Consider the following 26603-nt stretch of genomic DNA (forward strand, 5'->3'; position numbering starts at 1 on the left):
AGGGACGGGCGCCGCCTTCAAGGCGGCGGTCTAGTCGTCACCGACCTGGAACAGCTTGCCGCGCTCGGTCACGAAGACAATGGTGAGCGCCGTACCCGCCATCAGGGCCTGGCTGATGATCAGCGGCGTCGCGGTTCCGTCATAGAGCTGGCCGACATAGGAGCCGATTGCCGCCCCGATGACGCCGGTGACGAAGCCGTAGACCGCCGAGGCGGTGCCCGCGATATGGCCGACCGGTTCCAGTGCGAGGGCCGAGAAATTGGCTGCAATCAGGCCGAGGAAAGCCATCGCCGCCGCCAGCAAAGCCAGGAAGAGCGGGAAATTGTCGACTCCGCTCGCCAGTACAAGGGCGTGAATGGTGGAGATGAGGGTGAAGGCGATCAGTGCGCTGTGCGAGAGGCGCCGTTGTCCGAGCCGCATCACCAGCTTTGAGTTGGCATAGCTCGACAGGCCGATGCCACCGGCGATCGCTGCAAAGGCGAACGGGAAGGCGTCATCGGACAGGCCGAAATGCCCGACGAAAATCTGCTGCGAACTGCCCAGGAAGCCATAAAGCCCGCCGAAGAAGGGCGCGCCCGCCAGCGTATAGCCCAGCATCAACCGGTGACTGACCGTCTCGCGGAAGGCGGCCAGAAGCGGTTTGACGCGCAGCGGGACCCGGAATTCCGGATGCAGTGTCTCCGGCAGGCGAAGTTGCAGCCAGACCATCAGGCCAAGCCCGAACGTCATCAGGAAGGCGAAAATCCAGCGCCAGGGCGCCACGGTCAGGATGAGCTGGCCGAACATCGGCGCCAGCACCGGAACCGCCATGAAGGCGGTCATGACCATCGACATGACCTCCGCCATGCGCCGGCCCGAGGTCAGGTCGCGGGCTATCGCCGTGGCGATCACGCGGCAGGCGGCCGCGGCGGCGCCCTGGAAAAAACGGGCAACCAGCAGGAGCTCGAAGGTCGGTGTCAGCGTACAGATCAGACTGGTCAGGATGAAGAAAGCCAGCGCACACTGGATCACGATCTTGCGCCCGAAGCGGTCCGCAAGCGGGCCGTAGATCAGTTGTGCGGCCCCGAAACCGGCCAGGTAGATGGCGATGACGTATTGCTGGTCATTTTCGGCCAGCACGCCGAGATCCCCGGCGATGTTGTCGAGTGCCGGCAGCATCATGTCGATGGCCAGCGCCACCACGGCTGTCATGGCGACGAGCAGTGCCACGAGTTCCGTGAGCGACATCGGCAAGGCTTCGCCGGTCGCCTGTTGAGGTTTGGTCATGACCTGCTCCGGGAGACGGCATGGACCCATGCCGGATGTCTCAAATGCGTCGTCAGGCCGCTGGTGGCAAGCCTTTGGATGCATTGCGGGTCAGGCGTTGTCGTACGGATCGTAGAAAAGATGGGCCTGGAATGAGGTTGCGATCCGGCTGGCACGCTCCAGAAAGCCTGCCCTGGCAGCCGGAGTCGCGCCGATTTCATCGAGCGTCCGCTCGAACAGGGCCAGCCAGCGACCGAAATGCTCGGGTGATATCTGCGGTTTGAGTTTCATATGAGCCGGCATCGGCCGACCCGCATAGCCGCCATCATGAAAGACAATCGCCGACCAGAAGGCCTTCATCGTCGCCAGGTGTGGTCCCCAGTCGCCGGGAATGGCGCGGGCGAAGACCGGGCCGAGCAAATCGTCCTGGCGGACATGGCCGTAAAAGGTCTCCACGAGGTCGGAGATCTGCTCGGCCGTAATGCCCATCTCCGCCGCTTCCTTGCGGGCAGCGAGGCGGGCTTCAGTGACGCGAACGTGGTTGGGAGAGGGCATGTCGCCGATGTAGGACGCGTCCTGTCACAGTGCCATGTGGCGGGATGGCGCAGGGGGCGGGATGCAGCTCCTTCCCCTGGACGGGGAAGGTGGCCCGAAGGGCCGACCGGGGGTGACACGCGCCAGCCTTCCGGCAGCAACCTCCGATCACCCGCTCCGTCTGGCCGCCAAGCGTCCAGCCACCTCGCCTTGCCTGGGCGAGGAGCTGTTGGACCTAAACGTTGAAGCGGAAGTGAAGCACATCGCCGTCCTTGACGATGTAGTCCTTGCCCTCGGCGCGCATCTTGCCGGCTTCCTTGGCGGCGCTTTCACCACCACAGGCGATGTAATCGTCATAGGCGATGGTTTCGGCGCGGATGAAGCCCTTCTCGAAGTCGCCATGGATGACGCCGGCGGCCTGCGGCGCGGTCCAGCCCTCGCGGATGGTCCAGGCGCGGGCCTCTTTCGGGCCGGCCGTGAAATAGGTCTGCAGGCCCAGCAGCGAATAGCCGGTGTGGATCAGGCGATCCAGGCCGGGCTCGGTCAGGCCGATCGCCTCCATGTATTCATCGCGCTCCTCGTTTTCGAGCAAGGCGAGTTCACTCTCGATCTTGGCCGAGATCACCACAGCCTGGGCGCCTTCCTCGGCGGCCCGCTTCATCACGATCTCGGAATAGGCATTGCCCGTGCTGGCACTGCCTTCATCGACATTGGCGATGAACAGGACCGGCTTGGTGGTCAATAGCTGCAGGCCGCGCCAGGCCTTGCGCTCGTCCTTGGGCACGTCAGCGAACCGCGCCGGCTTGCCTTCATTGAGCTGTTCCAGGGCAATGTCGATCAGGACGAGGGTGGCCTTGGCCTCCTTGTCACCGGACTTGGCCTTCTTCTCGAGGCCGGACTTGCGCTTTTCCAGGCTTTCCAGGTCAGCCAGCATCAGCTCGGTCTCGACGGTTTCGAGGTCGGCGAGCGGGTCGATCCTGTTGTTCACATGCGTGATGTCGTCATCGTCGAAACAGCGCAGCACATAGGCAATCGCGTCGGTCTCGCGGATGGTGGCGAGGAATTGATTGCCCAGGCCTTCGCCCTTGGAGGCGCCTTCGACGAGGCCGGCAATGTCGACGAAATTCATCCGCGCCGGCAGGATTTCCTTCGAGCCGGCGATCTCGGCCAGCTTGGCGAGGCGCGGTTCGGGCACGGCGACATCACCGACATTCGGTTCGATCGTGCAGAAGGGATAGTTCGCCGCCTGGGCTGCCGCGGTCTGGGTGAGGGCGTTGAACAGGGTCGACTTGCCGACGTTCGGAAGCCCGACGATGCCGCATTTGAATCCCATGGCGAAATATCCTCACTGGTTCGAGCGCGCCTTATAAGAAGAATGCAGCGCGGGGTCGACTGTGGAGTCAGTGGCAGGTCTTTCTGCCCCCGCTTGCGGGGAGGCAGGATCCTGACCCTCGCCTCAATCCTCGTTGTCCGGCCCGCCGCGCTTCACCACGTCCGGTGCCGGCGCCTTGTGCGTCACGCGCGTCTGGAAGGCGTCGTAATCTCCGGCAGCCAGCAGGTCGAGGCTCCCGGCGATGGCATCCAGCAGGTCGATCAGCCAGTCCTCCTCGGCCTTCGCGAAATCGGAGAGCACATAGCCGGTGACGCGATTGCGGTCGCCGGGATGGCCGATGCCGATGCGGGCGCGGCGGAAGTCAGGGCCGAGCTGGCTGGTGATCGACTTGATGCCGTTATTGCCGGCCGCGCCACCGCCCAGCTTCATGCGGAACTTGCCGGGTGCCAGGTCGAGCTCGTCGTGGAAGACGATGATGTCCTCCGGCTTGACCCGGTAAAAGGCCGCCGCAGCCCCCACCGAATGGCCGGCATTGTTGTAAAAGGTCTGGGGCTTGAGCAGGAGCAGTTTTTCTGACCCGATGACCAGCTCGGTCGCCAGGCCCTGGAAGCGCTTGCGCCAGGGGCCGGCGCTCCAGGCGTGGGCGATGATGTCCATCGCCATGAAACCGACATTGTGGCGGTTGCGCAGGTATTTCGGCTCGTAGTTTCCGAGGCCGGCCAGGATCTTCATTGCGCGGTCTCCCCAGGGCGGATGCCGGTAAACATGTGCCGGATACGAAATCAGCGAAGCCATGGTGTGGCTTCGCTGATCTCAATTCCAGTGCTGAAAGGCAGTCAGGACTAGCCCTCGTCGCCCTTCTGCTTGATGGCTTCCGGCTCGGCCGGGGTGCCATCGGTCTCTTCTTCGGCGTCAGTGAGGACAGCGCGCGAACCCTGCAGGGTGGCGATCGTGAAGTCACGATCCGTGATGGTCGGCTTCACGCCCTTCGGCAGAACGACGGCCGAAATGTGGACCGAATCGCCAATGTCGAGGCCGGACAGGTCGACTTCAACCGATTCCGGAATGGAGCCGGCCGGGCAGAGCAGCTCGACATCGTGGCGCACGATATTGAGGACGCCGCCGCGCTTCAGGGCCGGGCAGGCCGCTTCATTGGTGAAGTGAACCACGACATTGACCTTGATCTTGGTGTCTTCGTCGACGCGGAACAGGTCGATATGCATGGCCTTGTCCGACACCGGATGGAAATCGATGTCGCGGGCGATGACGGTCTGGCGCTTGCCTTCATGATCGAGCTCGATCATGTGCGACAGGAAGTTGCCGCCCAGCAGGGCCTTGCGGATTTCGTTACCGCGCAGGTTGACCGAAACCGGGGGGAGCTTGCCGCCATAGACGACGCCCGGGACCAGGTCTTCGCGGCGGGCAGCGCGAGCCGCGCCCTTGCCAGTGCCTTCACGAACGTCAACGGTGAGAACGATGTTGGAGCTCATCGGTCCAGATCCTTAAATGCAAACGCCGCCTCCAGCCGGTTTGGCCCCGGCGGGCGGCGATCTATCCAGGCTTTACGCCACAGTATTATTTCGAGCGGCGGGCTATAGCTGATCCAAACCGTCCGCGCAACAGCGCTGCACGGGAAGAGTCAGCGGACTTGCCCCCGTCTGTGGCCGGGCGGCCACGTCCACGCTAGTCGAACAGCTTGGACACCGACTCGTCATTGGCGATACGGCGGATCGCTTCGGCGAGCAGAGGCGCGACCGAAAGGCGGCGGACCTTGTCGGTGACCGTCGATCCGGGCGGCGGCACGATCGAGTCGGTGACGACCAGCTCGCGCAGCGACGACTTGGCGATACGGCCCTGGGCGTCATTCGACAGCACGCCGTGCGTGACATAGGCCGAAACCTCGACCGCGCCCTTTTCCAGCAGCGCGTCGGCGGCATTCACCAGGGTGCCGCCACTGTCGCACATGTCGTCGAACAGGATGCAGCGACGGCCTTCGACTTCCCCGATGATATTCATCACCTCGGCGACACCGGCCTTCGGGCGGCGCTTGTCGACGATCGCGATCTCGGCATCGAGCAGCTTGGCCAGGGCCCGGGCGCGGACCACGCCGCCAACATCTGGCGACACGATCAGCAAATTGTCGGTCTGGTAATTGCGGCGGATATCCGCCTCCATCACCTTGGTGGCGAAGAGATTGTCGGTCGGGATGTCGAAGAAGCCCTGGATCTGGCCGGCATGCAGATCGACGGTGAGAACGCGGTCGGCACCGGCCTTGGCGATCAGATTGGCAACCAGCTTGGCCGAGATCGGGGTCCGGCCGCCGGTCTTGCGATCCTGGCGGGCGTAGCCGAAATAGGGGATGACTGCGGTGATCCGCCGCGCGCTGGCACGCACCAGCGCGTCGATGCAGATCAGCAATTCCATCAGGTGGTCATTGGCCGGTGAGGAGGTCGTCTGAAGGACGAACACATCCTCGCCGCGGACATTCTCGTCGATCCGTACGAAGATTTCGCCATCGGCGAAGCGTTCGATCTCGGTAGCCGTCAACGGCGCGTCCAGATAGTCCGCGATGGACCGGGACAGCTCCGCATTGGCAGTGCCTGACATCAGCTTCATTGTTTCGACCCCCGAGTCTCAAGAAACCGCGGGCTGCTTAACAGAGGCGCGCCGGGGATTGAAGCTGAAATGATCAGCCTGCGGAAAATCCTGGAGGCGGTGGCATATCGGCACTGTCCAGACAGACCAGTTTGAATAGCTCGCCCATCTGTTCTGGATCGGTCAAGCGCCAGATTTGACGGGCAATTTCAGAACGCTTGCCGGGCTGCGACTGGCTCAGCGCGGCAGCGCGGGCTTCGATGCCGAGACCCGCCAGCCAAGCGCCTTGCGGTTCCGGCCCGTAACAGGTCAGACCGGCGGAACGCCCGGCCTGCATGAGGGATTCGAAGTCGACGCGCGCGGTCAGGTCGGCCGTGCCGGGCGCTTCGAGCGGCGGTTGTTTCTTATGAGCACGGATCGCCTGCAGCGTGTCACCGACTTCGCTGTGCGCCGGTCCGTAGTCGATGAAGAGGGCGCGGCCGGGCTGGTCGGCAAAACGGGCGGCCAGCTGGTCGATGACCTGGCGGTCGCCCGGGCGCAGCTCGACGAGGGCGCCATCTGCGGCCTCTCGCAGGCGCGGCGGGATGAGGTCGGTCTCGCTCGCGAGCGGCGGACCGAGCACGAAGGCAAAGGTCTGGCCGGCCTCGTCTTTCGGATCGAGCCCGACCAGGCGCTCATGCCACTGACCCTTGTGTCGGACGGCCTGGCGGACCGGCAGGCAATCGAGGAATTCGTTTGCCAGTATGATGGAGGGGCCCGGTGCCACGGCTTCCAGCCGGTCGACCCAGCGGATCTGTGCCCCGGTCGGTCCCAGGGTCTGCGCCTGAACGGCCTTGAGCGCGGCGCTGGCTTCGATCAGCACGATTTCGGCGGCGTCCATGAAGCCGGGCACGGTCCGCGCTGCGCGCAGCGCGTCGGACATCATGGTGCCGCGGCCCGGGCCCAATTCGATCAGCTTCAGGCCGGCCGGCCGGCCCATGTCGAGCCAGGTCTGGGCCGCGACCAGCCCGATCAGCTCGCCGAACATCTGGCTGATTTCCGGGGCGGTGATGAAATCCGCCCCGGCCCCGATCGGGTCCTTCGTGGCATAGAAACCGTGCCTTGGATCGAACAGCGCCTCGGTCATGAAGGCGGCGATCGAGATCGGCCCGCCAGTACGGATCCGGTCGCGGAGCGTGTCGGCAATCATGGTTTGGCAGGCGCGTCCGCTTTCAGGGCGCGATGGATCAGCCAGGCGCCGGCGATGATCATGGGGATCGACAGGATCATGCCCATGGTGATGTAGCCGCGCAGGGCTTCCGGCATGTAGAGATCCGGCTCGCGAACCTGTTCCAGCGAGGTCCTGAACAGGCCGTAGAACAGGAGGAAGAGGCCGGCATTGAGGCCGGGTTTCTCCAGCGAGCGGAATTTCCAGGTCGCGATATTGATGATGGCGAACAGGGCGACGCCTTCGAGTGCGGCTTCGTAAAGCTGGCTGGGGTGACGCAGGGCGCACTCCGGGTCGTGGGCAAAGCGCATGGCCCAGGGCACATCGGTCGGACGGCCCCAGAGCTCGCCATTGATGAAATTGGCCAGGCGGCCAAACAGCAGGCCGATCGGTGTGACCACGGCGGCGGCATCACCGATCCGCAGCAGGTCCAGCTTCTGCCCGCGGGCAAACCACCACAGCGCCAGCGAGACGCCGATCAACCCGCCATGGAAGGACATGCCGCCATCGGTGATGCCCAGGACGATGTCCTGCGGCCGGGTCCAGATCATGTCGGGCATGTAGAAGATCACGAAGCCGAGTCGTCCGCCGCCGATCACGCCGAGCGTGGCCCACAGCAGCAGATCGTCGACCTGGGGTTCGGTGAAGGGTGCCTTCGGCTTCTTGGTGCCGGCCGGGTTCCACAGCCCGGGGCGGCGGGCCAGGGCGATCATGTAGCGCCAGCCCAGCATCAGCCCGGCGATATAGGCCAGGGCGTACCAGCGCAGGTCGAAGCGCAATTCCATGCCGAACAGGTCGAACGGACCGATCGTGAACAGGATGGGGTCGATCAGGTCAAAACTTGGCGGACAGTATTCCATGATATACTCGGTTCATTGCTCGGCGAGGTGCAGCTGTGACGGAACAGCGCGTTGCGCTTTTCGGGCCGGAGCCGCATATAGGCGGTGTTGAACCCACTAATGGCTTTCTTTGATGCAAACGCGCAACCCGCTTCTGAATGATTTTGCTGATCTCATGACCGACGCCTTCGGCGCGGCGCAGGCGATGGGCGAAGAGGCGCGTTCCGTGTTTCGCGCCCGGGCCGACCGCATGGTCGCCGAGATGGACCTGGTGACGCGCGAGGAATTCGACGCGGTCAAGGCCGCGCTCGACGCCTCGCAGGACGAGGTCGCGTCGCTGACCCGCCGTCTTGAGGCGCTGGAAGCTGCGGCCGCCAAGCCGAAACCGACGAGCCGGGCGAAGGCAGCGGCTGCACAGCCGAAGGCTGCCAGCAAGGCTGGCGCGAGCAAGACCAGGACGCCCAAGGCCAAATCCTGAAATCACGCGCACGACGCGCTTTTTATTGCGCCTGACGCGGCGCGGACATACCGTCGAAGGACGGTGTGAGTCGCCGCGCAGACGATGGAGCCATATTGATGGACCTGCTGTCAGACGAATTTTCACCGACTGTGACCGACCCGCTCGACGCGGTCGAACAGGCGGTCATCGCCGAGCAATACCCCTATGACCGTGACGAGAATGGTGAGATCCACCTGACCGCGACCGGTGCCTGGCGCGATCACCAGATCTGGTTCGCCTGGCGGCCCGATCTCGAGGCGCTGCACATTTGCGGCAGCCTTGATCTGAAAGTCCCGGCCAATCGTTTCCGCGATGTCTGCGAACTGGTCGCCCGCATCAATGAAAAGCTCTGGCTCGGCCATTTCGACATCTGGGCCGAGGATGGCTCGATCGTCTATCGCCATGCCCTGTCCCTGCCCAATGGGGAAGCGGTGTCCCCGTCCCAGGCGGCGGCGATGATCTCGGCGGCGCGCGAAGCCGGTGAACGTTTCTATCCGGCCTTCCACTTTCTTGTCTGGGGTGGCAAGGGCGTCGAGGAAGCGGCAGCGGCTGCGATGTTTGAAACTGCGGGCGAGGCCTGACACCGGCCATGACACAATCGTATCGGATTGCCCTCATCGGGGGCGGCAATATGGGCGGCGCCCTGGCGGCGGGCTGGTTGCGCACGAAACGTGGCGGGCTTGCGGCCAGCGAGCTGGTCGTTATCGACCCGGCGCCGGGCGATGTGGTCCAGGACCTGGCCGCCCAGTCCGGTGTCACGGTCCTGCCCGAGCTGACGGCCGAGGCCGCGGCGGCGCTTGAACTGGTCGTGTTTGCGGTCAAGCCGCAGATCTTCGAACAGGCCGGTGCAGCCATCGCCGGTCTACTCCCTGACAGGACCGGCATCATCTCGATCATGGCGGGCGTGACCATCAACCGCATGGCCATGGCTCTGGGTGACCGTGCGATCATCCGTGCCATGCCCAACACCGCCGTCGCCGTTGGCGCTGGCGTTACCGTCTGCGTCGCCAATGAAGGCGGCGAAGCGCTGCAAAAGACCGTCACCCGACTGCTCAAGTCTGCCGGAAGCGTCGAATGGGTGGCTGACGAGCGCATGATCGGGGCCGTGACGGCTGTCTCCGGATCCGGCCCGGCCTATGTCTTCCTGCTCGCCGAAGCCCTCGCCGGTGCCGCCTTCGCCGAAGGCCTGCCGCGCGACCTCGCCGACAAGCTGGCCCGCGAAACCATCATTGGCGCCGGGGCGCTTCTGGCCAAGTCCGGCAAGACCCCCCAGGAACTGCGCCGTTCGGTCACGTCGCCGGGTGGCACCACCCAGGCCGCCGTTGACGTGCTCATGGGCGCCGGAGGCGGACTGCCCGAACTGGTCCGCCAGGCCGTCGCCGCTGCCGAACGCCGGTCAAGGCAGATGGGCCAGGAACCCGGCAAGCGCTAGGCTCTCTTCCGGGCTTGCCCCTCAAACCCAACCCCATTTTTCCCGGATGACGCTGCGCGCCTCCGGGAAAAATGAGCGGGAATTTGAAGGTCCTTCCCCTTGATGGGGAAGGTGGCCCGAAGGGCCGGAAGGGGTGAGACGCGTCGCGTTCATGCACCCACCGCCGATCACCCACTCCGTCTCGTCGCTGCGCGCCGATCCACCTCGCCTTGTCTGGGCGAGGACCTGCGGTGAGAGCGTCGTCACAGGCAAGCGAACGGCTTATGTGTTTCGATGCCCGGCATGAGCAGCGAACTCGCCCAGCGCGCACGATGGCTGCGGCAGAACATGACCCCGCACGAGGTGCGGGTCTGGGCCTGTCTTCGTGATTGGCGCGCCGACGGGTTCAAGTTTCGGCGCCAGGTGGTGCTGGGCCCCTATATCGTCGATTTTGCCTGCTTCCGACCGAAAATCGTTGTCGAACTCGATGGTGGTCAGCACACCAGTGACGATCATGCCGCTCGGGATGCGTGTCGGGATGCCTCGTTGCGCGAGCAGGGCTTCCAGGTCTTCCGCGCGTGGAACCATGAGGTCGATGACGATATCGATGCAGTTCTCGACGGCATACGCTCCCTCGTTGAGCCAAAACAATGAGGACCTTCCCCTTGATGGGGAAGGTGGCCCGAAGGGCCGGAAGGGGTGAGACGCGTCGCGTTCATGCACCCACCGCCGATCACCCACTCCGTCTCGTCGCTGCGCGCCGATCCACCTCGCCCATCAAGGGCGAGGACCTGTGGAGCTTTGTGTAAGGGCCTGCTGGCAGACAAGAGATCCAAGGAGAGATCTGGCGGAGTTTGCAGGCAGGAAGCCCCTCACTGCGGCAAGCTGATCACCGCCATCAACCCGCCCAGCTCTGACCGGCCCAGGCGGATATCGCCGCCATGATTGCGCGCCACGTCGCGGGCGATGGCGAGGCCGAGGCCGACGCCCTTGCGGTTCTGATTGCGGCTTTCATCGAGGCGGTTGAAGGGTTTCAGCGCGTCATCATACTGGTCTTCGGGAATGCCCGGCCCGTCATCCTCGACGCGGATCTCGACCCGTGAGCCCGCCTTGGCAACCGTCACCGCGACGACATCACCGAAGCTCTGGGCATTGCCGATCAGATTGGCGAGGGCACGGCGCATGGCGCCGGGGCGGACTTCGGCGTCGAGGCTGTCCGTGTCGTCAAAACGGATATCACCGCCATCACGGCGGGCACTGTCGACGGCTTCGCGGGTCAGGGCGACGAGATCACAGCGCTCGGTTTCCTCGCTCGCCTCGCCGCGGGCAAAGTCGAGATATTCATCCAGCATGCTTTCCATCTCGTCGAGATCACGCCGGGCATCGGCGGTTTCCTCGCTCTGCGGCATCAAAGCGAGCTGCAGCTTGAGCCGGGTCAGTGGCGTGCGCAGGTCATGACTGACGCCGGCCAGGAGGGCGGTGCGCTGTTCGAGATGGCGCTTGATGCGGGCCCGCATCTCAAGGAAGGCATGCGCGGCCTGGCGGACTTCGGTTGCCCCGGCAGGACGGAAATGGGCGACGTCCTGGCCGCGACCGAATTGCTCGGCGGCATCGGCGAGACGCCGGATCGGCTTGACCTGGTTGCGGATGAAGACGACCGAGACGGCGGTCAGAAGCGTCGTCGCCCCGATGATCCACAAGAGGAAGATATGCCCGGTCGTCGCAAAGACCCGGTCGCGCGGCGTGATGAAGCGCAAGACCCCGCCCTCGACCTGGACCCGGACATCGACATAGCTGGGATAGCGGGTGGTATCGAACCAGACCGGATTGTCGAGCTGTTGCGACAGGGCTTCGCGCAGGGTGATGTCGAGCGTGCGAAAGAAAGAGGAGCGGCGCGAAGTCGGCAAAGTGTCGTCGGGCCGGAAGTCGATTGACAGGCGTGTGGTGCCCAGCGCGGTCTCGATATGGCGCTGGAAGGCCGGTGTCTCGCCGCCTTCCTCCTCATAGAGCCGCGTCGCCATGGCGATCTCGCCGGCCACGCCCTCGGACAGGCGGCTGGTCACCGTCTCCCAGTGCTCCTCGAAGAAAGACCAGGCGACCGCGACCTGCATCAGCCCGACCGGCAGGACGATGATCAGCAGCGTCCGCCCGAACAGGCCCTTCGGCATGAAGCGTTTGAGGATCGACACGCCGGATCAGTCCTCGAAAACCGGATCGGCGAGCAGGCGATAGCCTTCGCCGCGCACGGTCTGCAAGTGCATGGGCTCCTTGGGATCGCTCTCCAGCTTGCGGCGCAGGCGCGTGACCTGGACATCGACGGCGCGCTCGCCGCCGCCGGTGCGTTCCGACAGGGTGAGGCGCGACACGGTCTGGCCGGCCGAGGCCGCCAGTGCAGCCAGCAGGGCCGCCTCGCCGCCGGTGAGACGCACAGGCGCGCCGTCCTGCGTCAGGCTTTCGCGGGGAATGTCAAAGCTCCAGTCGCCGAAGCTGACCCGCTGGATCGCCGCCTGGGCCGGCTTGGCACGCCGCAGGATGGCGTTGATCCGCAGGACGAGTTCTTCCGGCTCGAAAGGCTTGGGCAGGTAATCATCGGCGCCCAGCGACAGGCCCTTGATGCGGTCCTCGGCGTCGCCGCGAGCCGTCAGCAGGAGGATCGGCGTGTCGCCGCGCTTGCGCACGGCCTCGGTCAGCTCGAATCCGTTCATGCCGGGCATCATCACGTCCAGCACCAGCAGGTCGAAGGCGAGGGCGTTGAGTGTCGACAGGGCCTTGTCGGCATTCGGCGCAGTCGAGACGCGATAGCCGCGTTCCTGCAGGAAGCGTTTGAGCAGGTTGCGGATACGGTCGTCATCATCGACGACGAGGATGTGCGCGTCATCGCCTTGCGTTTGGGCCATATCGTCCTGCTCAATTGCGAGCCGTGATCATGACGCGAGGCGCCGGGCCGCTCAAGGTGCTTTGTCGGAGGTCGCCGCCGGCTGCAGCCGCTCGGCGCAGGCGGCGCGCAGGGCGTCGAGCCCGGCCTCATAGGGTTCCGGGTCGGCATAAATTGCGGCCAGCGGCGCCCGGGCGCCCTCGACCAGCTCGTCCGGGGTCAACAGGCGCGACATGTGCGGGGTCAGCCCGGCGGCCTGCACGGCTTCAAGCTGCGGCCACATGCGATGCCAGCCGCCATAGAGCCGCAGCGAGATGACATTGACCGGCAGTCGGGCGCTGGGAACGCTTGTCACAAGCGGCCAGCCGGGTGCCGTGATGGTCGTCTTGTCGGGCGCGTAGAGACCGGTATGCACGCTCAGCCGGGCATCCGGCGACAGCGACCTGACAATCTCCAGCAGGTCGAGCGAGAAAGCGTCGATCAGCACGGGCGCATCATGCTGCCCGGCGAGGCGGACCAGTTCGGCCAGGGCCGCCTTGCGGTCGCCCTTGCCGATTTTCATTTCCAGAACCACGGAATGGCCGCGTGCCGCCGCCAGCGCATCATCCAGGCGCCACAGTCGGCCGTCCCGGCAACCGGCCTCGACGGCGCGGCGACCGAGGCGGTCGAACATCATGTGCGGATGGCGCGTATAGAGCAGCGGCGGGCCATCGCCTTCGGCCACCCAGCAGATATCCGCCTCATGGGCATGGCGCGCCTCGGGCAGGCGCGCGGCGAGGGAAACGCCGCGCTCGAAGGCGGCGGGCGAGTTCAGCGAACGGTGATGAAGGATTTCGAGCGCTTCAGGCGGATAAGACATGCCGCAATCAGCCCTTGCCGTCAGCGGGTTTCAAGCCGGCCAGCAGATAGTCGACGCAAGACCAGGCTGTGACTGCAACGGCAATCCAGAAGCAGGTCTGGGCGAGGCCGGTCGCAAGGTCCGCATCGATCAAGGAAGCCGGCAGCAGCGGAACCGACAGCAGCGCGATGATGGCGATGCCTTGCACGATCGCCTTCAACTTGCCTGACAAACGCGCCCCGACTGCGCGCCCCTTCGACTGCATCATCAGCCGCGCATAGCTCACCAGCACATCGCGCCAGGCAAAGACAATCACGGTCCAGACCGGGATCAGTCCGGCGGCGGCGAGGGCGGTGAAGGCGCCGATCCGGTAGAGGCTGTCGGCGAGTGGATCGAACTGGGCGCCGAACTCGGATTGCTGATTGAAGCGCCGGGCGACGAAACCGTCGGCCATGTCGGTGATTTCTGCCGTGACGGCGACGGCGAGGGCGAAAAGGAGACCGGTCTGCCCCTCCATGGCCAGCGCCAGGAAGAGCAGGGGCACCATCGCGATACGGCTCGCGGTGAGCAGGTTGGGCCAGGTCATCATGCCGGTCGGGCCTTTCGGGCTGCGAGCAGGCGACCGGCAATCTCGGCAAAGCCGGCGGCTTCCTCACCGGTTGCGATTTCCGCCGGACGGGCCGTCATGTGCGGCAGGAAGCGGCGCACGCCGGCGACGCCAAAGCTCAGCGGGAAGGCCGCGAACATGGGCTCGTCATTGGGTGCATCGCCGATATAGGCGACGCTCGCCGGCTGGTCAGCCTCGGGGATGGAGAAACGATCAGCCAGGACCCGTGTGGCGGTGGTCTTCTTGTCGTGATCACCGAACCAGGCATTGACGTGGATCGAGCTGGTCTTGGCGACCGCACCGGCCGCGGCGAAGCGGGCGCGCACGCGTTCGGCATCATCCAGTGTCGGGCCGGTGACGTCCTCGGCAAAGTCCACCGCAATGTCACAGATGCGCCAGGCATTGTCGGCGGCGGGGGCGAGATTGTCGGCCAGCTCAAGCGTGCTCTCGGCCAGTTCGCCGAGGCGGGTCCGGGCCTCGTCTGATGTTTCGCAGAACCAGTCCCGCGCGATCCGGCCATCGCCCCGGCGGGCGAAGCAGAAGGCGCCGTTCTCGCCGATCACGGCATCGACCGGCCACCAGCGCGCGATCAGGTCGCACCATCCGGCCGGGCGGCCGGTCACGGCGAGGGTGAGGATCCCGGCCGCCTGCAGGCGTTCCATGGCGGCGAGACTGGCGGCGGGCACGCGCCCGTCATGCGTCACCGTGCCGTCAAGGTCGAAGAGGAAGGCCTTGACCCCGGCGAGGGCGTCGTCAGTCACCCCGCTTACCGGTGTCGACCCGTTTGACGAGTTCATTCCATTCATCCTCATCAAGCTGGAACTGCTCTAGCATTTCGTCGCGCGGAATGGAGCGCGCCGATTGCAGCCAGAGTCCGAGAAAGAAGAAGATCAATGTTCCCAGGATCGCGATGAAGGGGGCGGCGAGGCCGATGAAGGCGAAGACCGATGAGACGGCCAGGCTAACGCCCATTCCCGCGACGACGATGGAACGCCCGACGACTTTCAGGCGGGTGCGGATCGGCACCATGGGCGAGAGCGTATTGGTGTGGACGATTTCGGCTGCGGCCATCATCGCGCCGGCAATCGCAAGGATCCCGGCATTCCACAGGGCGAGCTCGGAATCAGCGAACGGCGCGGCCCCGGTCGCATCGCCCTGGATGACGAGCGCCGCGACCACCATGGCGGCCGACAGGGCGATACCGGAATAGGCTTCCCACTTGTATTCGCGGTGATACTCGATCAGCGCCTCGTGCGAGAGCCTGCCTTTTTCGACCATGAATTCCTCGGCGTGGCGATAGCGCCGGATACGACCGCGCCGGCCTTTGCCGACAGGCCGGTTCTGGCGAAGCGCGGTGATGATGAAGAACAGTACCGCCATGGCGTAAATGCCCAGCATGGTGAGCAGTTTGGGCACGGCGCTGACTTCCAGGATGACACAGTGCACAAGGTTGCCGGCGGTGTCGCAGGTCCCTTCGGGTGCCGTCGCGCCGGCGAGAAAAATCCAGACCGCGCCGATGGTGATCGTGAAGGCAAGCTGGACAAAATTCTTGAACACGGCGCATTGCTCCCCCGATTCCACGCCGGGATCATACAAGCCTGTCCGGCGCATAAAAGTCTCAATCGGTCATGGCGCGGGGCAGGAAACGATGCAGCTGGAAGGCGGCGGCCAGCCATAGCAACAGGATCCAGACCGCCAGCGCGATCTCGCTGCCGACCCAGCCCAGCGGGGCGGCGAGCAGGGGCAGGCCGCTGGCTATCAGGCCCAGTGCCCGCCCGATGGCGGCGACTGGCGAGGCGTGATCCGACAGCCCGTCGCGGTCCGATGGGCGGACGAGGTCGTAGGCCGAGCTGGCCAGGATGGCCAGCACTGGCGCCAGGATATGCGCGGCGGGGCCGATCATCGCGATATAGAGCACCAGCCAGGCGCAGGCATGTAAGGCCCGCGCCAGCCGGGCCAGTGGCGTGTTGCCGGTCAGGCGCAGCAGCGCAACAACGCTGGCGATCACAAAGGCGGTCGCGCCGAAAACGGCCAGGGCGCGCGCGGTTTCGAGGAAGCCGTCAAACGCGGCGGCACTGTCTGCCGATCCGGTCCAGCGCCAGGAAAACCAGATTGCGACCGGTCCGGCGAGGCACAGGATGAGGCGGAGGAGGGCAGCGGCTGCTTTCATCGTCGGGACCCTGTCACTTCTGGAACCAGTCATGGATTTTCCGGGCCATGGCGCCGGAGATACCGTCAACCGCTTCAAGATCGGCGAGCGCCGCATTGCGGACGGCCTTGGCGGAGCCGAAATGGGCCAGCAGCGCTTTCTTGCGGGCGGGACCGATACCGTCAATCCCGTCCAGCGGGTTCTCGCTCATCTGCTTCTTGCGCTTGGCCCGGTGGCCGCCAATGGCAAAGCGGTGAGCCTCATCGCGCAGGCGTTGCAGGTAATAGAGGACCGGGTCCTTCATCGGCAGCTTGAAGGGCGGTTTGCCAGGCAGGTAGAAGGCTTCGCGGCCGGCATCGCGCTCCGGACCCTTGGCGATGGCCGCGATGGTGATGCCGGTCTCGGCGGTGATGCCCAGCTCTTCCGCGATTTCCATCACGCTGGACAATTGCCCCTTGCCGCCATCGATCAGAACCAGGTCGGGCATGGGCGCGCCGTCCTCGCGCTCTTTCAGAAGGCGCGAGAAACGCCGTTTCAGCATCGCCTTCATCATCGCAAAGTCGTCATTGGTGGCGGCGTCATCCCCCTTCATGTTGAAGCGGCGATAATGGTTTTTCTCGAAGCCTTCCGGCCCGGCGACGATCATGGCGCCGAGCGCGTTGGTGCCCTGAATGTGCGAGTTGTCATAGACCTCGATGCGCTGGGGCAGGTCGGGCAGGTCGAAGATGCGTTGCACGCCCTTGAGCAATTGCGTCTGGGTGGCGCTTTCCGACAGGCGGCGGGCGAGGCTCTCGCGGGCATTGGTCAGGGTGCGCTCGACCAGCTTGCGCTTTTCCCCCCGCCGCGGCGTGTGCAGGCTGACCTTGCGCTCGGTGCGCAGGCTCAGCGCCTCACCCAGCAGCTCGGCCTCCTCGATCTCGTGCGACAGGAGGATCAGGGCCGGGGCCGGCTTGTCGTCATAGAATTGCGCCACGAAGGCGGCCAGCACCTCGGCCGGTTCGGCCTCGCTGTCATGGCGCGGGAAGAAGGACTGGTTGCCCCAGTTCTGCCCGGCTCTGAAGAAGAAGACCTGAACGCAGGACTTGCCGCCATCGCTATGCACGGCGACGACATCGGCTTCCTCGACCCCGTCCGGATTGATGCCCTGGTCGGTGGTGACGGCGGCGATGGCGCGGATCCGGTCGCGCAGCTTGGCGGCGGCCTCGAAATCCATCGCCTCGGACGCTTCGGCCATGCGGTCCTGCAGCTCGCGGCGCAGGGCGTTCGAACGGCCGCGCAGGAAATCCCTCGCCTCGGAGACCAGCGTGTCATAGGCAGCGGGCTCGATCAGATCGACGCAGGGCCCGGCGCAGCGCTTGATCTGGTAGAGCATGCAGGGCCGGGAGCGGGCCTCATAGACACTGTCGCTGCAGGTCCGGACCAGGAAGGCCTTTTGCAGCGTGTTCAGGGTCTGGTTCACCGCGCCCACCGAGGCAAAGGGGCCGAAATAATCGCCCTTCACCTTGCGCGATCCGCGATGCTTGGTGAGCTGCGGCGCAACGTGATCCTTGCGGATGAGGATATAGGGGAAGCTCTTGTCGTCGCGCAGCAATATGTTGAAGCGCGGCTTCAGCGACTTGATCAGATTGGCTTCCAGCAGCAGGGCTTCGGTCTCGGTCTGGGTGACCACGAATTCCATCCGGCGGGTCAGCGCGATCATCATGGCGATGCGGTTGGAATGGCCCCGGCCATTGGCGTAACTGGCGACCCGGTTCTTCAGATGCCGCGCCTTGCCGACATAGAGCACCGCCCCATCTTCGCCGAACATGCGATAGACGCCCGGCTTGGGTGGCAGGTTCCTGACGTATTCGGCGATGAGTTTCGCGCCCGCCAGAGATTGCGCCGGCGCGGCGGAAGCGTCATTGATCGCTTCGGATTGAGGAGTTTCGGAATTCATGTCGGACAGGATTGCGCTCGTAACCGGTGGCGGCAAGCGCCTGGGTGCCAAAATCGCCAGCGCCCTCGGTGAGGATGGCTGGCATGTGATCGTTCACTACAATGCTTCGGCGACCGAGGCACAGGCCGTGGCCGCACAAATCCGTGACGCTGGCGGCTCTGCCAGCGCGGTCGGCTTCGACCTTTCCGACACCGGCGCCGTCGAGGCCTTCATGGCCGATGTGGGACGTGTCGACGTTTTGATCAACTCCGCCTCCATTTTCCAGATGGACCGGCCCGAGGACGTCACCCCGCAATCGCTGGACGATCACTGGCGCATCAATACGGCTGCGCCGGTCCTGCTGGCCAAGGCGATGGCAACGCACCACTCGGCGCGCGCCTCGGGCTGTGTGATCAATCTGCTCGACCAGAAACTCTTCAATCTCAATCCGGATTTCTTCGCCTACACCCTGTCCAAGCACGCGCTTCTGGGCGCCACGACGACCATGGCGATGGCGTTCGCGCCGGCGGTGCGCGTCAATGCGATCGCGCCGGGCATCACCCTGCCATCCGGTGGGCAGAGCGCGGCCGAGTTCGAACGGGCCCATGCCATGAACCCGATGCGCGGTGGCTCGACGCCTGACGACATCATCCGCGCGGTGCGCTTCATCCTTGCGACCCCGTCCATGACAGGCGAGACGATCACCATTGATGGTGGCCAGCATCTCGACGCCCGCAATCGCGACGTCATGTATGCAGCCGGAGTTCCCGAAACAGACGTGCCGGAGGATGACGCCTCATGAGACTGGACCAGGTGATCGAGAATGCCCTCGCCAATGCCTCGGGTGAAGATGTCTTCATCTACCGGCTCGAGGGCGTGAAGCTGGATGTCGAGATCGGCATCCACGCCTATGAGCGCGGCGTCAAGCAACGCGTCCTGATCGACGTCGTCACCCTGGTCAACAAGGCCTGGTGCGGCTCCGACGATATCGCCACCGTGGTCGATTACGACTATATCCTGCATGGCATCAAGGCCCTGGAAGCGCGCCAGTTCGACCTTCAGGAAACCCTGTGTGGAGTCGTCCTCGACCTCGCCCTGGAGCCCGGCACCGTCGCCGCCGCCCAGGTCACCACGCGCAAGGTGGATGCCTATGCGGATGCGGACGCGGTCGGTCTGACGCGGTTCCGTCGCAAGGTTTAGGGCGGGGCTGATTGGTTCCCGCTTTGGACCAAACCGACTTCAACGACGTTATTTATTGCCTGAGCGGAATAATTCACTTGCCCGACCGTCGGCTACACGCGGGGCTGGGGAACCCGCATATCTGTCTCAATATTCCAGACAAGGAGGCAGACATGCTGACCATCAGACGTTCAGAGGATCGCGGCCCCAGCAGGATCGGCTGGCTGGACTCCAGGCACAGCTTTTCATTCGGGCAGTATCATGATCCCGCGCACATGGGCTTCGGACCCTTGCGGGTGATCAACGAGGACAGGGTGATCGGCGGGGCCGGATTTCCCACCCATGGCCACGCCAATATGGAGATCATCTCCTATGTCCTGGACGGCGCCCTCGAGCATCGCGACTCGATCGGCACCGGCTCGGTGATCCGTCCGGGCGATGTCCAACGCATGAGCGCCGGGTCCGGCATCCGCCATTCCGAATTCAATCACTCGAAAACCGAGGGCGTGCACTTCCTGCAGATCTGGATCCTGCCGGATGCGGACGGGATCGCGCCGAGCTATGAGCAAAAAGCGTTCGATGAGGCCAGCAAGCGTGGCCAGCTGCGCCTTGTGGGCTCGCGCGACGCCCGCGACGGTTCGCTGACCCTGCATCAGGATGTCGATCTCTATGCGGGGCTGTTCGACGGCGATGAGCGGGCGGAATTGCCGCTGCGCGACGGCCGCGCTGCCTGGGTCCAGATCGCCCGAGGCGAGGTCCGAATCAATGACGCAGACCTCAGGGCCGGCGATGGGGCCGCGATCACGAATGAAGACCGTATTGTCATCGACAACGGCCGCTCGGCTGAGGTCCTCGTCTTTGACATGAAGCTCTAGACGAGGCCATCCGGAGTCAGGCGCGCTGGTGGAGGCCGCGCCTGGCAGGCAGGTGCCACCCATCGACCGGCACGCGGTCTGGCCCGGCTCACGAACGGAATCGTCCCTGTGCCGGGCTTTTGTCCGTCATCTGCCCGAGGCGTGGACGCCCCGCCTCAATCGTCCTGCTTGAGCAGGGGCGTCGCCGTCCCGGACCCGGCGCCTGTTACCCCGGTGCCGCCGTCCCCTTCAGGATGGGCTGCGCCTTGCCATAGGTCAGCGAGCGCCAGACCCATTCCAGCGGGCCGAAGCGGAAGAAGTGGAGCCAGATCGGCGACCAGATCAGCTGTACGGCCCAGACGATCAGGACCAGCTTGGCCTGGTCGACCCGGTCGACCGTGCCGAACAGGCCGAGGCCCGGTGCGCCAACGAAGATGAAGGTCATGATCAGCGTCTGGCTGAGATAATTGGTGAAGGCCATGCGCCCGGCCGCGGCGAAGAGTTTGATGATCAGGCTGAACACACCGATCTTCGACAGCAGCATCACCGCAGAGGCATAACCGAAGGACATGATGATGCTGCCGCCATACATGTAGGCATTGCCGTCGGCCAGGGCCCCGGCCTCGAACGCGCCGGCGATCAGGGCATCGGTCGAGGCGTTGCTGAGATAGTAGCCGAGCCCGGTGCCGAGGACGGCGAGAATGGCATAGCGGGCATGACTCCAGCTGGCCGACAGGAAGCCGCTCTTGTAGAGCGCCATGCCGAGCAGCATCAGGCCGGCCGTGCGTGGTCCGAGCATCAGGAAGCTGAATACCTGGCCGAATATGGCGAAGCCGGCATTCCAGGGAATATGGTTGAGGAAGCCGGCCCGGTAGGCGTCGGTCATGCCGGTCATCAATCCGGCCATCATCTCGGCTTCCTGCGCAGCGCTTTCCGGGGTCGAGAAGGCCGCACCCATATATTTGCCGCCCACCCAGAACAGCGCGCCGAGTGCCAGCAAGGGCAGGGCGGTAAACACCAGGCGTGGCACTGACCATCGCCTGGCCCCGACAATGATCAGGCCGAGCAGGGCGTAGTGGACCAGGATATCGCCCCACCAGAAGATGTAGGCATGCACGGCGCCGATCAGGAGCAGCCACAGCATGCGCCGCGTGTGGGGCCCCTTGTCGGGACCATCGCCAGCCATCAGCACAATGCCGGCACCGAACAGGGTCGAGAAGATGGTGATGAACTTGTAGGCGAAGAAGGTGTGAGCGATCGCCCAGATCGACATGCCAGCCGCGTCAGCCTCAATCTGCATGGTCGGGTTGTCATAGGCCATGGGCGTCATCGCGAAGCCCTGCACATTCATCATCAGGATGCCGAGCACGGCGATGCCGCGCAGCGCATCGATCGAGACCAGTCGGTCGGTTCTTGGTGCAGACATGGTACTCCCCCGCTTCTGTCCGGCGGCACCTTAGCGAGGTGAAGCGCACTTGTCGCCGGGACAGCGGAGTGCTCAATTCCCCTGACTTGCCACTGTCCGGAGATATCCATGCATCGTCGTTCCGTCATGCTCGGCCTTGGCGCCGCAGCCCTGGCTGCCGCCGCGCCGGCCGACGCCTCTCAGCTCGGCCTGTCCGAGCGCCAGGCGAGCGAGGGCATTCGTTCGGCGCTGGGACAGGCGGCGCGCCTTGCCACCACGCGGCTGGGGCGGACAGACGGGTTCTATGGCGATCCGCAGGTCCGGATTCCGCTGCCGTCCCGGGTCCGCGATGTGCAGTCCATGCTGCGCCGGGTCGGCCTGTCAGCCCAGCTCGATGATCTCGAGCGCCAGCTCAACCGCTCGGCCGAAGCCGCCATGCCGGCGGTCCAGACGATCTTTGTCGATGCCGTACGCTCGATCACGCTGGACGATGCCGTCGGCATCGTGCGTGGCGGCGACCGGTCGGCGACCGATTATCTGGAGCGGCGCACCTCGGACCAGCTCTTCGCCCTGATCCGTCCGCGCATGGCCGGAACACTGGAAGCGTCCGGCGCCTATCGCACCCTGCGGCCGATCGAGGACAGGCTCGACAACCAGGGCGGTTTCCTGGGCCGGATGATGCGCGCGCGCTCGGGCGGCCAGTCGCTGCGCGACCAGCTCACCGACGACGCCTCGCGCCGCGCCATGGCCGGGGTCTTCCACTATGTCGGTGAGGAGGAGCGCGCGATCCGCCGTGATCCGGTCAGTCGCACAACGGATATCCTGCGCCGGGTGTTCGGCTAGGTCGCACCAGCGCGGTGTCAACCGACGCGCCGGGTCATGTCGGGCCGGATCAGCCGCCGATGACGCCGCGGGCCAGGACGGCGATGTATCCGACATAGGCCAGGAAGAGCAGACCGCCGAGAATGCGGCTGATCGGCTGCTTCGCCAGAATGACGCCGGCGATGACGACGCTCGCGCCGAGCATGACCCAGAGGTCGAGCCCGAAGAAGGAGTCGGGAACCGGCAGGTCGACACCGATGGCAGCGGCGGTCAGGCCGGTGGCGCCGCCGACCGCGAAGACGTTGAAGATGTTGGAGCCCAGCACATTGCCGATAGCCAGCTCCGCGTGGCGGCGCACCGAGGCCATGACCACGGTCGCGAGCTCTGGAAGTGATGTTCCGAACGCCACGGCGGTCAGGCCGATGACGGCTTCGTCAATACCCAGATCAGACGCTGCAGCGGTGCCGCCGGTGACGATCATGTGGGCCCCGATGGGCAGGCCGACGAGGCCGATCAGCAGTGAGCCGAGAATGGTCGGCATGGATTTCGGCAGACCGTCCATGTGTTCGAGGTCGGTCAGTTCGGCAATGGTCGGGTCATCGCTCTTGCCGCGGGCGAGGATGGCCAGCAATGCCACATAGGCGATGATCAGGCCGAACAGGACATAGCTCTCGACCGGCGAGATCAGGCGGTCCCAGCTCACCGCAATCAGAATGACGGCGGCACCAAGCGCAAAGATCGCATTGCGGCGCAGACCCGGTGTCGTCGTGGCAATCGCCCCGAAAACGGCGGGAAGGCCGAGTATCAAGAGGAAATTGGCCGTGTTGGATCCGACGATATTGCCCAAGGCGAGGCCGGGCGCACCGGACATGGCCGACTGGATCGAGACAACCAGCTCCGGCGCCGAGGTGCCGAAGGCAATGATGGTCAGGCCGACCAGCAGGGGCGGCAGGCGCCACCGGCGTGCCAGCGCGGCGCCGCCACGCACCAGCAGGTCACCGCCGAACAGCAGGATGACGATGCCGACGAGAATCAGGGCGATATATGCGGGAGCGGCCATCTGGGGGCGGACCTGTCGGTTCGCGGACTAGTCGAAACGGCGGTATTCGATGAGATTGAGAAGCCCGAAAAGGCCTGCCACGAGGCCAAGAGCGATCAGAGCGTACATGAGAGACATCCCCAAAACGGCGAACAATTCGTCCGTACATAACCTGCCGGCGCGGCACTGGCTAGCGGGTGATGCGGCATGAATTGGCGGCGGCGCACCGAACCCTTGTTGCGGCCTTTCATGCAAGTCTTTTGGCGCCTGTCGCGCGGTACGACGCTCGGTGTCCGTGGCATCGTCGTGCGCGAGGATGGGTATGTCGTACTGGTTCGCCACACCTATGTCGGTGGCTGGCACCTGCCCGGTGGCGGCGTGGAAAAGGGCGAGAGCGTGCGTGATGCTCTGGCGCACGAATTGCGTGATGAGGCAGGTGTCGAAATCTGTGGCGAGACACCGGTCCACGGCGTTCATGCCAATCACCGAAGGTTCCGGGGCGATCATGTCGTGGTCTGTGTGGTGGAGGACTGGAGTCCGTGCGAGCGCGGTGCGGCAGGCGAAATCGAGCTGATCGGATGGTTTGACCCGGAGCAACTTCCCGATGGAACGACGGCGGCGACACGGGCCCGGATCGGGGAGTATCTCGGGCGCTCGCCGGTTGCGGATGTCTGGTAGGGCAGGCCCCGGAAAGTTGCGGTGTACCGGACCGGGCTCACCTGACGCGAGGGATGTCGGGCCAGCCTGTCCGGTACACCGCGGGGCGCACGCTGACGACATTAGGGGCGGCGGTGTGAACCCGGGCTGACAGGCGGTGACCCAATTTTGCCTGAATGTGGCTTCAAGTGGGGACAAGTGCGGCAAAATCACTAGGATGGCTCCAGATGCGGTGATGGATCGGGATCGATTCGAATGACCACGATGCCCAGCGGCGATACCTATCTGCGGACTGCAGACGCTGACGAGCCCAGATCGGCGCTTCAGCGACTGACGGATACCGATGGCTGGGTTGGCCAGGTCTTGCCGGGACTGGTCGCCGTAACCTGTATCTTCATTGTTGCACTGGCGGTCATGGCCGGCGAGGGGCGGTTGATGTCCTCGGCCCGCGAGACCAATTTGCGGACGCTTGAAACGGTCCGCAGCAATACCCGCCAGCGCTTCGAGCTGTGGGCGCAATCGCGCGAGAATGACGCCCGGGTCTGGGCCGAAAACACGCGTCTCCGCACGGCCGTAGAGGGCCTTGTCGACGTGCCGGTACCGGCCGCGCTCGCATCATCGCCGGATCAGCAATGGCTGCGCGAGACGCTGGGGCCCTGGCTGACCGAGTATGGCTATCGCGGCTTCGTCCTGCTGGCGCCGAACGGCACCACGCTGGCGTCGATGCGCGATGATGATCTGGGCCGACCCTCGCTGATCCTCGATCTGGTAAATCCTGAACGCCTCGCCTCGACCGGGGTGGTGCTGACCCGGCCGCATATTGTCGATCTTGTCGACTCCACCGATGCCAGCGGCATTGACGGGATTGATGAAGAAATCCTGATGTATGCCGTCGCGACCATTCGCGAGGCTGACACGCTCATCGGCTACCTCGCCCTGCGGATTGACCCGCTGTCCGAATATACGGCCACGTTCCGGGTCGGACGGACCGGTGTGTCAGGCGAGACGTTCGCGATTGACCGTGAAGGCCGGCTCCTGACCGAGACCCGCTATGGCGAGGAACTCGTTGCCGCTGACCTGTTGGTCGAAGGCCATCCCTCGATCCTGCATGTCGAGGTGCGCGATCCCGGCGTTGATGTGACGATGGGCGGCATTCCCTCGCGCCCCTATGCCGAATGGCCGCTGACCGAAGCCGCGCGCGGCGTGATTGACGAGGGCCAGGGCTATAACCTGCAAGGTTATCGCGACATGCGCGGCGTGCTGGTCATGGGCGCGTGGGACTGGGATCCGGCCCGCGATATCGGCATCATCACCGAGGTCGAGCTCGGTGAGGCGATGGCCGGGGCCAACAATGCCCGGGCCGTCTTGCGCGTCTTCGCCGTGGCGATGGCGCTGTCCTTCATCCTGCTGGCTGTCCTGTTCAGCGCGCACCGCTCGATCACCCGGCGTCGGGCGCAAGCCACGCACGAGGCGAACCAGCGACTGTCGCAGATCCTCATGACCGCCGCCGAGGGAATTTACGGCATTGATGGCGACGGGGTGGTCACTTTCATCAATCCGCGGGCCTGCGCGATGCTGGGCTATAGCGAGGATGAGCTGATCGGCAAGAACATGCATTCCGTCGTGCACCATTCGCGGCGCGACGGCTCGATCTATCCGCGGGAGGAATGTCCGATCCATTGCGCCGACGAGCCAGCCGAGTCGCCGGATGGTGATGTGTTCTGGACCAAGAATGGCCAGCCCATACCGATCGAATCGGCCTCGTCGCCGATTGACCCGCAGGACAAGTCCGTCGGTGCGGTTGTCACCTTCCGCGACGTCACCAATCGCAAGCGCGACGAATTGGCGTTGCGCCGTTATGCCCAGGAGCTCAAGCGCTCGAACTCCGAGTTGCAGGAGTTCGCCTATGCCGCCTCGCATGACCTGCAGGAGCCGCTGCGCAAGATCCAGGCGTTTGGCGAGCGGCTCAATAACAAATGCTATGACGCGCTCGACGATACCGGCCGGCATTACCTGGAACGCATGGTCGATGCCTCGACCCGGATGCGGCGTCTGATCGATGACCTGTTGAGCTATTCGCGGGTCAATTCCAAGACTACCAGCTTCCTGCCCGTCGACTTGTCGGCGGTTTTGGCCGACGTCCTGTCCGACCTCGAGCCGCGTATCAATGCCGAAGGTGCCAAGATCAGGGTCGGTGAATTGCCGGCGATCGAGGCTGACCCCGGCCAGATGCACCAGCTATTCCTCAACTTGCTGGCCAACGCGCTGAAGTTCCGTCGTCCGGGCGTACAGCCCTCGATCTCGATCGAGGGCAGTGTCGAGGTCGGTGAGAGTGGCGCCATGGCGCGCATCGCGGTCGCCGATAACGGAGTCGGCTTCGAACCACGCCATGCCGAGCGCATTTTCGGCATGTTCGAGCGTCTGCACGGGCGCGACGAGTTTGATGGAACCGGCGTCGGGCTTGCGACCTGCCGCAAGATTGCCGAGCGGCACGCCGGTGAGTTGACGGCCTGGGGCGAGCCGGATTCCGGCGCGGTCTTTACCCTGCTCCTGCCGATCCGGCAGGGCAGCGTCATGTAAATGCCGTACGCGGCGAGTGA

28 protein-coding genes are annotated in these 26603 nt (G+C 64.8%); 10 read left to right on the plus strand and 18 right to left on the minus strand.

From position 1 onward, the window contains the following. Positions 1 to 30 precede the first annotated feature (30 nt). The 8 genes from QZZ02_RS06585 to lgt all read right to left on the minus strand — a co-directional run bounded on the left by QZZ02_RS06585 (position 31) and on the right by lgt (position 7774). A complete protein-coding gene (locus QZZ02_RS06585) occupies positions 31 to 1266 on the minus strand; it encodes a multidrug effflux MFS transporter (protein ID WP_291843181.1) in 1236 nt (411 codons plus the stop codon). Between the two features lie 90 nt (positions 1267 to 1356). After that, positions 1357 to 1800 carry a group III truncated hemoglobin gene (locus tag QZZ02_RS06590; RefSeq protein ID WP_291843182.1) on the minus strand — a complete coding sequence of 148 codons (444 nt, stop codon included), beginning with the start codon at positions 1798 to 1800 and terminating at the stop codon, positions 1357 to 1359. A 214-nt stretch (positions 1801 to 2014) separates the two neighbouring features. Further along, positions 2015 to 3112 (minus strand): redox-regulated ATPase YchF, encoded by a 1098-nt coding sequence (gene ychF / locus QZZ02_RS06595; protein ID WP_291843183.1) that lies wholly within the window; start codon positions 3110 to 3112, stop codon positions 2015 to 2017. Positions 3113 to 3235: 123 nt separating this feature from the next. After that, positions 3236 to 3844, minus strand: a complete 609-nt coding sequence (gene pth, locus QZZ02_RS06600) for an aminoacyl-tRNA hydrolase (protein WP_291843184.1) — start codon at positions 3842 to 3844, stop codon at positions 3236 to 3238. Positions 3845 to 3954: 110 nt separating this feature from the next. Further along, positions 3955 to 4602, minus strand: a complete 648-nt coding sequence (locus tag QZZ02_RS06605) for a 50S ribosomal protein L25/general stress protein Ctc (RefSeq protein WP_291843185.1) — start codon at positions 4600 to 4602, stop codon at positions 3955 to 3957. A 193-nt stretch (positions 4603 to 4795) separates the two neighbouring features. After that, entirely contained in the window at positions 4796 to 5728 is a 933-nt protein-coding gene (locus QZZ02_RS06610) for a ribose-phosphate pyrophosphokinase (protein ID WP_291843186.1), read from the minus strand. Between the two features lie 73 nt (positions 5729 to 5801). Beyond that, positions 5802 to 6896 (minus strand): SAM-dependent methyltransferase, encoded by a 1095-nt coding sequence (locus QZZ02_RS06615; protein ID WP_291843187.1) that lies wholly within the window; start codon positions 6894 to 6896, stop codon positions 5802 to 5804. Continuing rightward, positions 6893 to 7774, minus strand: a complete 882-nt coding sequence (gene lgt / locus QZZ02_RS06620) for a prolipoprotein diacylglyceryl transferase (protein ID WP_291843188.1) — start codon at positions 7772 to 7774, stop codon at positions 6893 to 6895. The genes QZZ02_RS06615 and lgt overlap by 4 nt, the downstream gene beginning before the upstream one ends. Positions 7775 to 7886: 112 nt before the next feature. On the opposite strand from lgt, the gene QZZ02_RS06625 reads away from it, so the two are divergent. The 4 genes from QZZ02_RS06625 (at position 7887) to QZZ02_RS06640 (ending at position 10317) form a co-directional block, all read left to right on the plus strand. Further along, a complete protein-coding gene (locus QZZ02_RS06625; protein WP_291843191.1) occupies positions 7887 to 8231 on the plus strand; it encodes an accessory factor UbiK family protein in 345 nt (114 codons plus the stop codon). 98 nt (positions 8232 to 8329) lie between these two features. Further along, positions 8330 to 8833, plus strand: a complete 504-nt coding sequence (locus tag QZZ02_RS06630; protein WP_291843192.1) for a YbjN domain-containing protein — start codon at positions 8330 to 8332, stop codon at positions 8831 to 8833. An 8-nt stretch (positions 8834 to 8841) separates the two neighbouring features. Next, positions 8842 to 9684, plus strand: a complete 843-nt coding sequence (gene proC / locus QZZ02_RS06635; protein ID WP_291843193.1) for a pyrroline-5-carboxylate reductase — start codon at positions 8842 to 8844, stop codon at positions 9682 to 9684. Between the two features lie 282 nt (positions 9685 to 9966). Next, positions 9967 to 10317 (plus strand): DUF559 domain-containing protein, encoded by a 351-nt coding sequence (locus QZZ02_RS06640; protein WP_291843194.1) that lies wholly within the window; start codon positions 9967 to 9969, stop codon positions 10315 to 10317. 218 nt (positions 10318 to 10535) lie between these two features. On the opposite strand, the gene QZZ02_RS06645 is transcribed toward QZZ02_RS06640, so the two are convergent. The 8 genes from QZZ02_RS06645 to uvrC form a co-directional block, all read right to left on the minus strand. Then, complete coding sequence (locus QZZ02_RS06645) at positions 10536 to 11852, minus strand: ATP-binding protein (RefSeq protein WP_291843196.1); 1317 nt, start codon at positions 11850 to 11852, stop codon at positions 10536 to 10538. A 6-nt stretch (positions 11853 to 11858) separates the two neighbouring features. Then, positions 11859 to 12560 carry a response regulator transcription factor gene (locus QZZ02_RS06650; RefSeq protein ID WP_291843197.1) on the minus strand — a complete coding sequence of 234 codons (702 nt, stop codon included), beginning with the start codon at positions 12558 to 12560 and terminating at the stop codon, positions 11859 to 11861. A 51-nt stretch (positions 12561 to 12611) separates the two neighbouring features. Next, on the minus strand, positions 12612 to 13397 hold the full coding sequence (locus tag QZZ02_RS06655; RefSeq protein WP_291843200.1) for a hypothetical protein: 786 nt from the start codon (positions 13395 to 13397) through the stop codon (positions 12612 to 12614). Positions 13398 to 13404: 7 nt separating this feature from the next. Further along, on the minus strand, positions 13405 to 13965 hold the full coding sequence (gene pgsA, locus QZZ02_RS06660) for a CDP-diacylglycerol--glycerol-3-phosphate 3-phosphatidyltransferase (protein WP_291843201.1): 561 nt from the start codon (positions 13963 to 13965) through the stop codon (positions 13405 to 13407). Further along, on the minus strand, positions 13962 to 14744 hold the full coding sequence (locus QZZ02_RS06665) for an HAD-IIB family hydrolase (RefSeq protein ID WP_291843202.1): 783 nt from the start codon (positions 14742 to 14744) through the stop codon (positions 13962 to 13964). Before QZZ02_RS06665 ends, pgsA begins: the two co-directional genes overlap by 4 nt. Then, positions 14737 to 15540 (minus strand): hypothetical protein, encoded by an 804-nt coding sequence (locus tag QZZ02_RS06670; protein WP_291843203.1) that lies wholly within the window; start codon positions 15538 to 15540, stop codon positions 14737 to 14739. The genes QZZ02_RS06665 and QZZ02_RS06670 overlap by 8 nt, the downstream gene beginning before the upstream one ends. 61 nt (positions 15541 to 15601) lie before the next feature. Next, positions 15602 to 16153, minus strand: a complete 552-nt coding sequence (locus QZZ02_RS06675; RefSeq protein WP_291843204.1) for a hypothetical protein — start codon at positions 16151 to 16153, stop codon at positions 15602 to 15604. 13 nt (positions 16154 to 16166) lie between these two features. Next, complete coding sequence (uvrC, locus tag QZZ02_RS06680; RefSeq protein WP_291843205.1) at positions 16167 to 18068, minus strand: excinuclease ABC subunit UvrC; 1902 nt, start codon at positions 18066 to 18068, stop codon at positions 16167 to 16169. Between uvrC and QZZ02_RS06685 the strand changes: the two genes are divergently transcribed. From QZZ02_RS06685 to QZZ02_RS06695, 3 genes are all read left to right on the plus strand, one after another. Next, the gene (locus QZZ02_RS06685; RefSeq protein ID WP_291843206.1) at positions 18067 to 18849 is read left to right on the plus strand and encodes an SDR family oxidoreductase; all 783 of its coding nucleotides are present in this window, start codon (positions 18067 to 18069) and stop codon (positions 18847 to 18849) included. The genes uvrC and QZZ02_RS06685 overlap by 2 nt on opposite strands. Next, complete coding sequence (locus QZZ02_RS06690) at positions 18846 to 19247, plus strand: dihydroneopterin aldolase (RefSeq protein WP_291843207.1); 402 nt, start codon at positions 18846 to 18848, stop codon at positions 19245 to 19247. Before QZZ02_RS06685 ends, QZZ02_RS06690 begins: the two co-directional genes overlap by 4 nt. Before the next feature lie 152 nt (positions 19248 to 19399). Next, the gene (locus QZZ02_RS06695) at positions 19400 to 20101 is read left to right on the plus strand and encodes a pirin family protein (RefSeq protein WP_291843209.1); all 702 of its coding nucleotides are present in this window, start codon (positions 19400 to 19402) and stop codon (positions 20099 to 20101) included. Positions 20102 to 20306: 205 nt separating this feature from the next. Here QZZ02_RS06695 and QZZ02_RS06700 read toward each other — a convergent pair whose 3' ends face one another. Next, positions 20307 to 21506: a DUF418 domain-containing protein gene (locus tag QZZ02_RS06700; RefSeq protein WP_291843210.1), complete on the minus strand. Its 1200-nt coding sequence runs from the start codon at positions 21504 to 21506 to the stop codon at positions 20307 to 20309. Positions 21507 to 21614: 108 nt separating this feature from the next. Here QZZ02_RS06700 and QZZ02_RS06705 point away from each other — a divergent pair, with 108 nt between their 5' ends. Then, positions 21615 to 22328 (plus strand): DUF4197 domain-containing protein, encoded by a 714-nt coding sequence (locus QZZ02_RS06705; RefSeq protein WP_291843211.1) that lies wholly within the window; start codon positions 21615 to 21617, stop codon positions 22326 to 22328. 49 nt (positions 22329 to 22377) lie between these two features. Here the strand turns inward: QZZ02_RS06705 and QZZ02_RS06710 are convergent, their stop codons facing one another. Further along, on the minus strand, positions 22378 to 23367 hold the full coding sequence (locus QZZ02_RS06710; RefSeq protein WP_291843212.1) for a calcium/sodium antiporter: 990 nt from the start codon (positions 23365 to 23367) through the stop codon (positions 22378 to 22380). Positions 23368 to 23595: 228 nt separating this feature from the next. Between QZZ02_RS06710 and QZZ02_RS06715 the strand changes: the two genes are divergently transcribed. Together QZZ02_RS06715 and QZZ02_RS06720 are read left to right on the plus strand one after the other, a co-directional pair. Beyond that, positions 23596 to 24024 carry an NUDIX domain-containing protein gene (locus tag QZZ02_RS06715; RefSeq protein WP_291843213.1) on the plus strand — a complete coding sequence of 143 codons (429 nt, stop codon included), beginning with the start codon at positions 23596 to 23598 and terminating at the stop codon, positions 24022 to 24024. 234 nt (positions 24025 to 24258) lie between these two features. Beyond that, positions 24259 to 26583 (plus strand): ATP-binding protein, encoded by a 2325-nt coding sequence (locus tag QZZ02_RS06720; protein WP_291843214.1) that lies wholly within the window; start codon positions 24259 to 24261, stop codon positions 26581 to 26583. Positions 26584 to 26603 lie beyond the last annotated feature (20 nt).

It is taken from the genome of Maricaulis sp., from assembly GCF_015665295.1.
Lineage (GTDB): Bacteria > Pseudomonadota > Alphaproteobacteria > Caulobacterales > Maricaulaceae > Maricaulis.

Bases quoted from the DNA above. Each gene is read 5' to 3' on its own strand.
- proC (WP_291843193.1), top strand. From the start codon at position 8,842: ATGACACAATCGTATCGGATTGCCCTCATCGGGGGCGGCAATATGGGC.
- QZZ02_RS06655 (WP_291843200.1), bottom strand. From the start codon at position 13,397: ATGTCTTATCCGCCTGAAGCGCTCGAAATCCTTCATCACCGTTCGCTG.
- QZZ02_RS06605 (WP_291843185.1), bottom strand. From the start codon at position 4,602: ATGAGCTCCAACATCGTTCTCACCGTTGACGTTCGTGAAGGCACTGGC.
- QZZ02_RS06590 (WP_291843182.1), bottom strand. From the start codon at position 1,800: ATGCCCTCTCCCAACCACGTTCGCGTCACTGAAGCCCGCCTCGCTGCC.
- QZZ02_RS06675 (WP_291843204.1), bottom strand. From the start codon at position 16,153: ATGAAAGCAGCCGCTGCCCTCCTCCGCCTCATCCTGTGCCTCGCCGGA.
- QZZ02_RS06630 (WP_291843192.1), top strand. From the start codon at position 8,330: ATGGACCTGCTGTCAGACGAATTTTCACCGACTGTGACCGACCCGCTC.
- ychF (WP_291843183.1), bottom strand. From the start codon at position 3,112: ATGGGATTCAAATGCGGCATCGTCGGGCTTCCGAACGTCGGCAAGTCG.
- QZZ02_RS06710 (WP_291843212.1), bottom strand. From the start codon at position 23,367: ATGGCCGCTCCCGCATATATCGCCCTGATTCTCGTCGGCATCGTCATC.
- pth (WP_291843184.1), bottom strand. From the start codon at position 3,844: ATGAAGATCCTGGCCGGCCTCGGAAACTACGAGCCGAAATACCTGCGC.
- pgsA (WP_291843201.1), bottom strand. From the start codon at position 13,965: ATGATGACCTGGCCCAACCTGCTCACCGCGAGCCGTATCGCGATGGTG.
- QZZ02_RS06640 (WP_291843194.1), top strand. From the start codon at position 9,967: ATGAGCAGCGAACTCGCCCAGCGCGCACGATGGCTGCGGCAGAACATG.
- QZZ02_RS06615 (WP_291843187.1), bottom strand. From the start codon at position 6,896: ATGATTGCCGACACGCTCCGCGACCGGATCCGTACTGGCGGGCCGATC.
- uvrC (WP_291843205.1), bottom strand. From the start codon at position 18,068: ATGAATTCCGAAACTCCTCAATCCGAAGCGATCAATGACGCTTCCGCC.
- QZZ02_RS06650 (WP_291843197.1), bottom strand. From the start codon at position 12,560: ATGGCCCAAACGCAAGGCGATGACGCGCACATCCTCGTCGTCGATGAT.
- QZZ02_RS06585 (WP_291843181.1), bottom strand. From the start codon at position 1,266: ATGACCAAACCTCAACAGGCGACCGGCGAAGCCTTGCCGATGTCGCTC.
- QZZ02_RS06705 (WP_291843211.1), top strand. From the start codon at position 21,615: ATGCATCGTCGTTCCGTCATGCTCGGCCTTGGCGCCGCAGCCCTGGCT.
- QZZ02_RS06685 (WP_291843206.1), top strand. From the start codon at position 18,067: ATGTCGGACAGGATTGCGCTCGTAACCGGTGGCGGCAAGCGCCTGGGT.
- QZZ02_RS06720 (WP_291843214.1), top strand. From the start codon at position 24,259: ATGACCACGATGCCCAGCGGCGATACCTATCTGCGGACTGCAGACGCT.
- lgt (WP_291843188.1), bottom strand. From the start codon at position 7,774: ATGGAATACTGTCCGCCAAGTTTTGACCTGATCGACCCCATCCTGTTC.
- QZZ02_RS06695 (WP_291843209.1), top strand. From the start codon at position 19,400: ATGCTGACCATCAGACGTTCAGAGGATCGCGGCCCCAGCAGGATCGGC.
- QZZ02_RS06610 (WP_291843186.1), bottom strand. From the start codon at position 5,728: ATGAAGCTGATGTCAGGCACTGCCAATGCGGAGCTGTCCCGGTCCATC.
- QZZ02_RS06625 (WP_291843191.1), top strand. From the start codon at position 7,887: ATGCAAACGCGCAACCCGCTTCTGAATGATTTTGCTGATCTCATGACC.
- QZZ02_RS06715 (WP_291843213.1), top strand. From the start codon at position 23,596: ATGCAAGTCTTTTGGCGCCTGTCGCGCGGTACGACGCTCGGTGTCCGT.
- QZZ02_RS06690 (WP_291843207.1), top strand. From the start codon at position 18,846: ATGAGACTGGACCAGGTGATCGAGAATGCCCTCGCCAATGCCTCGGGT.
- QZZ02_RS06700 (WP_291843210.1), bottom strand. From the start codon at position 21,506: ATGTCTGCACCAAGAACCGACCGACTGGTCTCGATCGATGCGCTGCGC.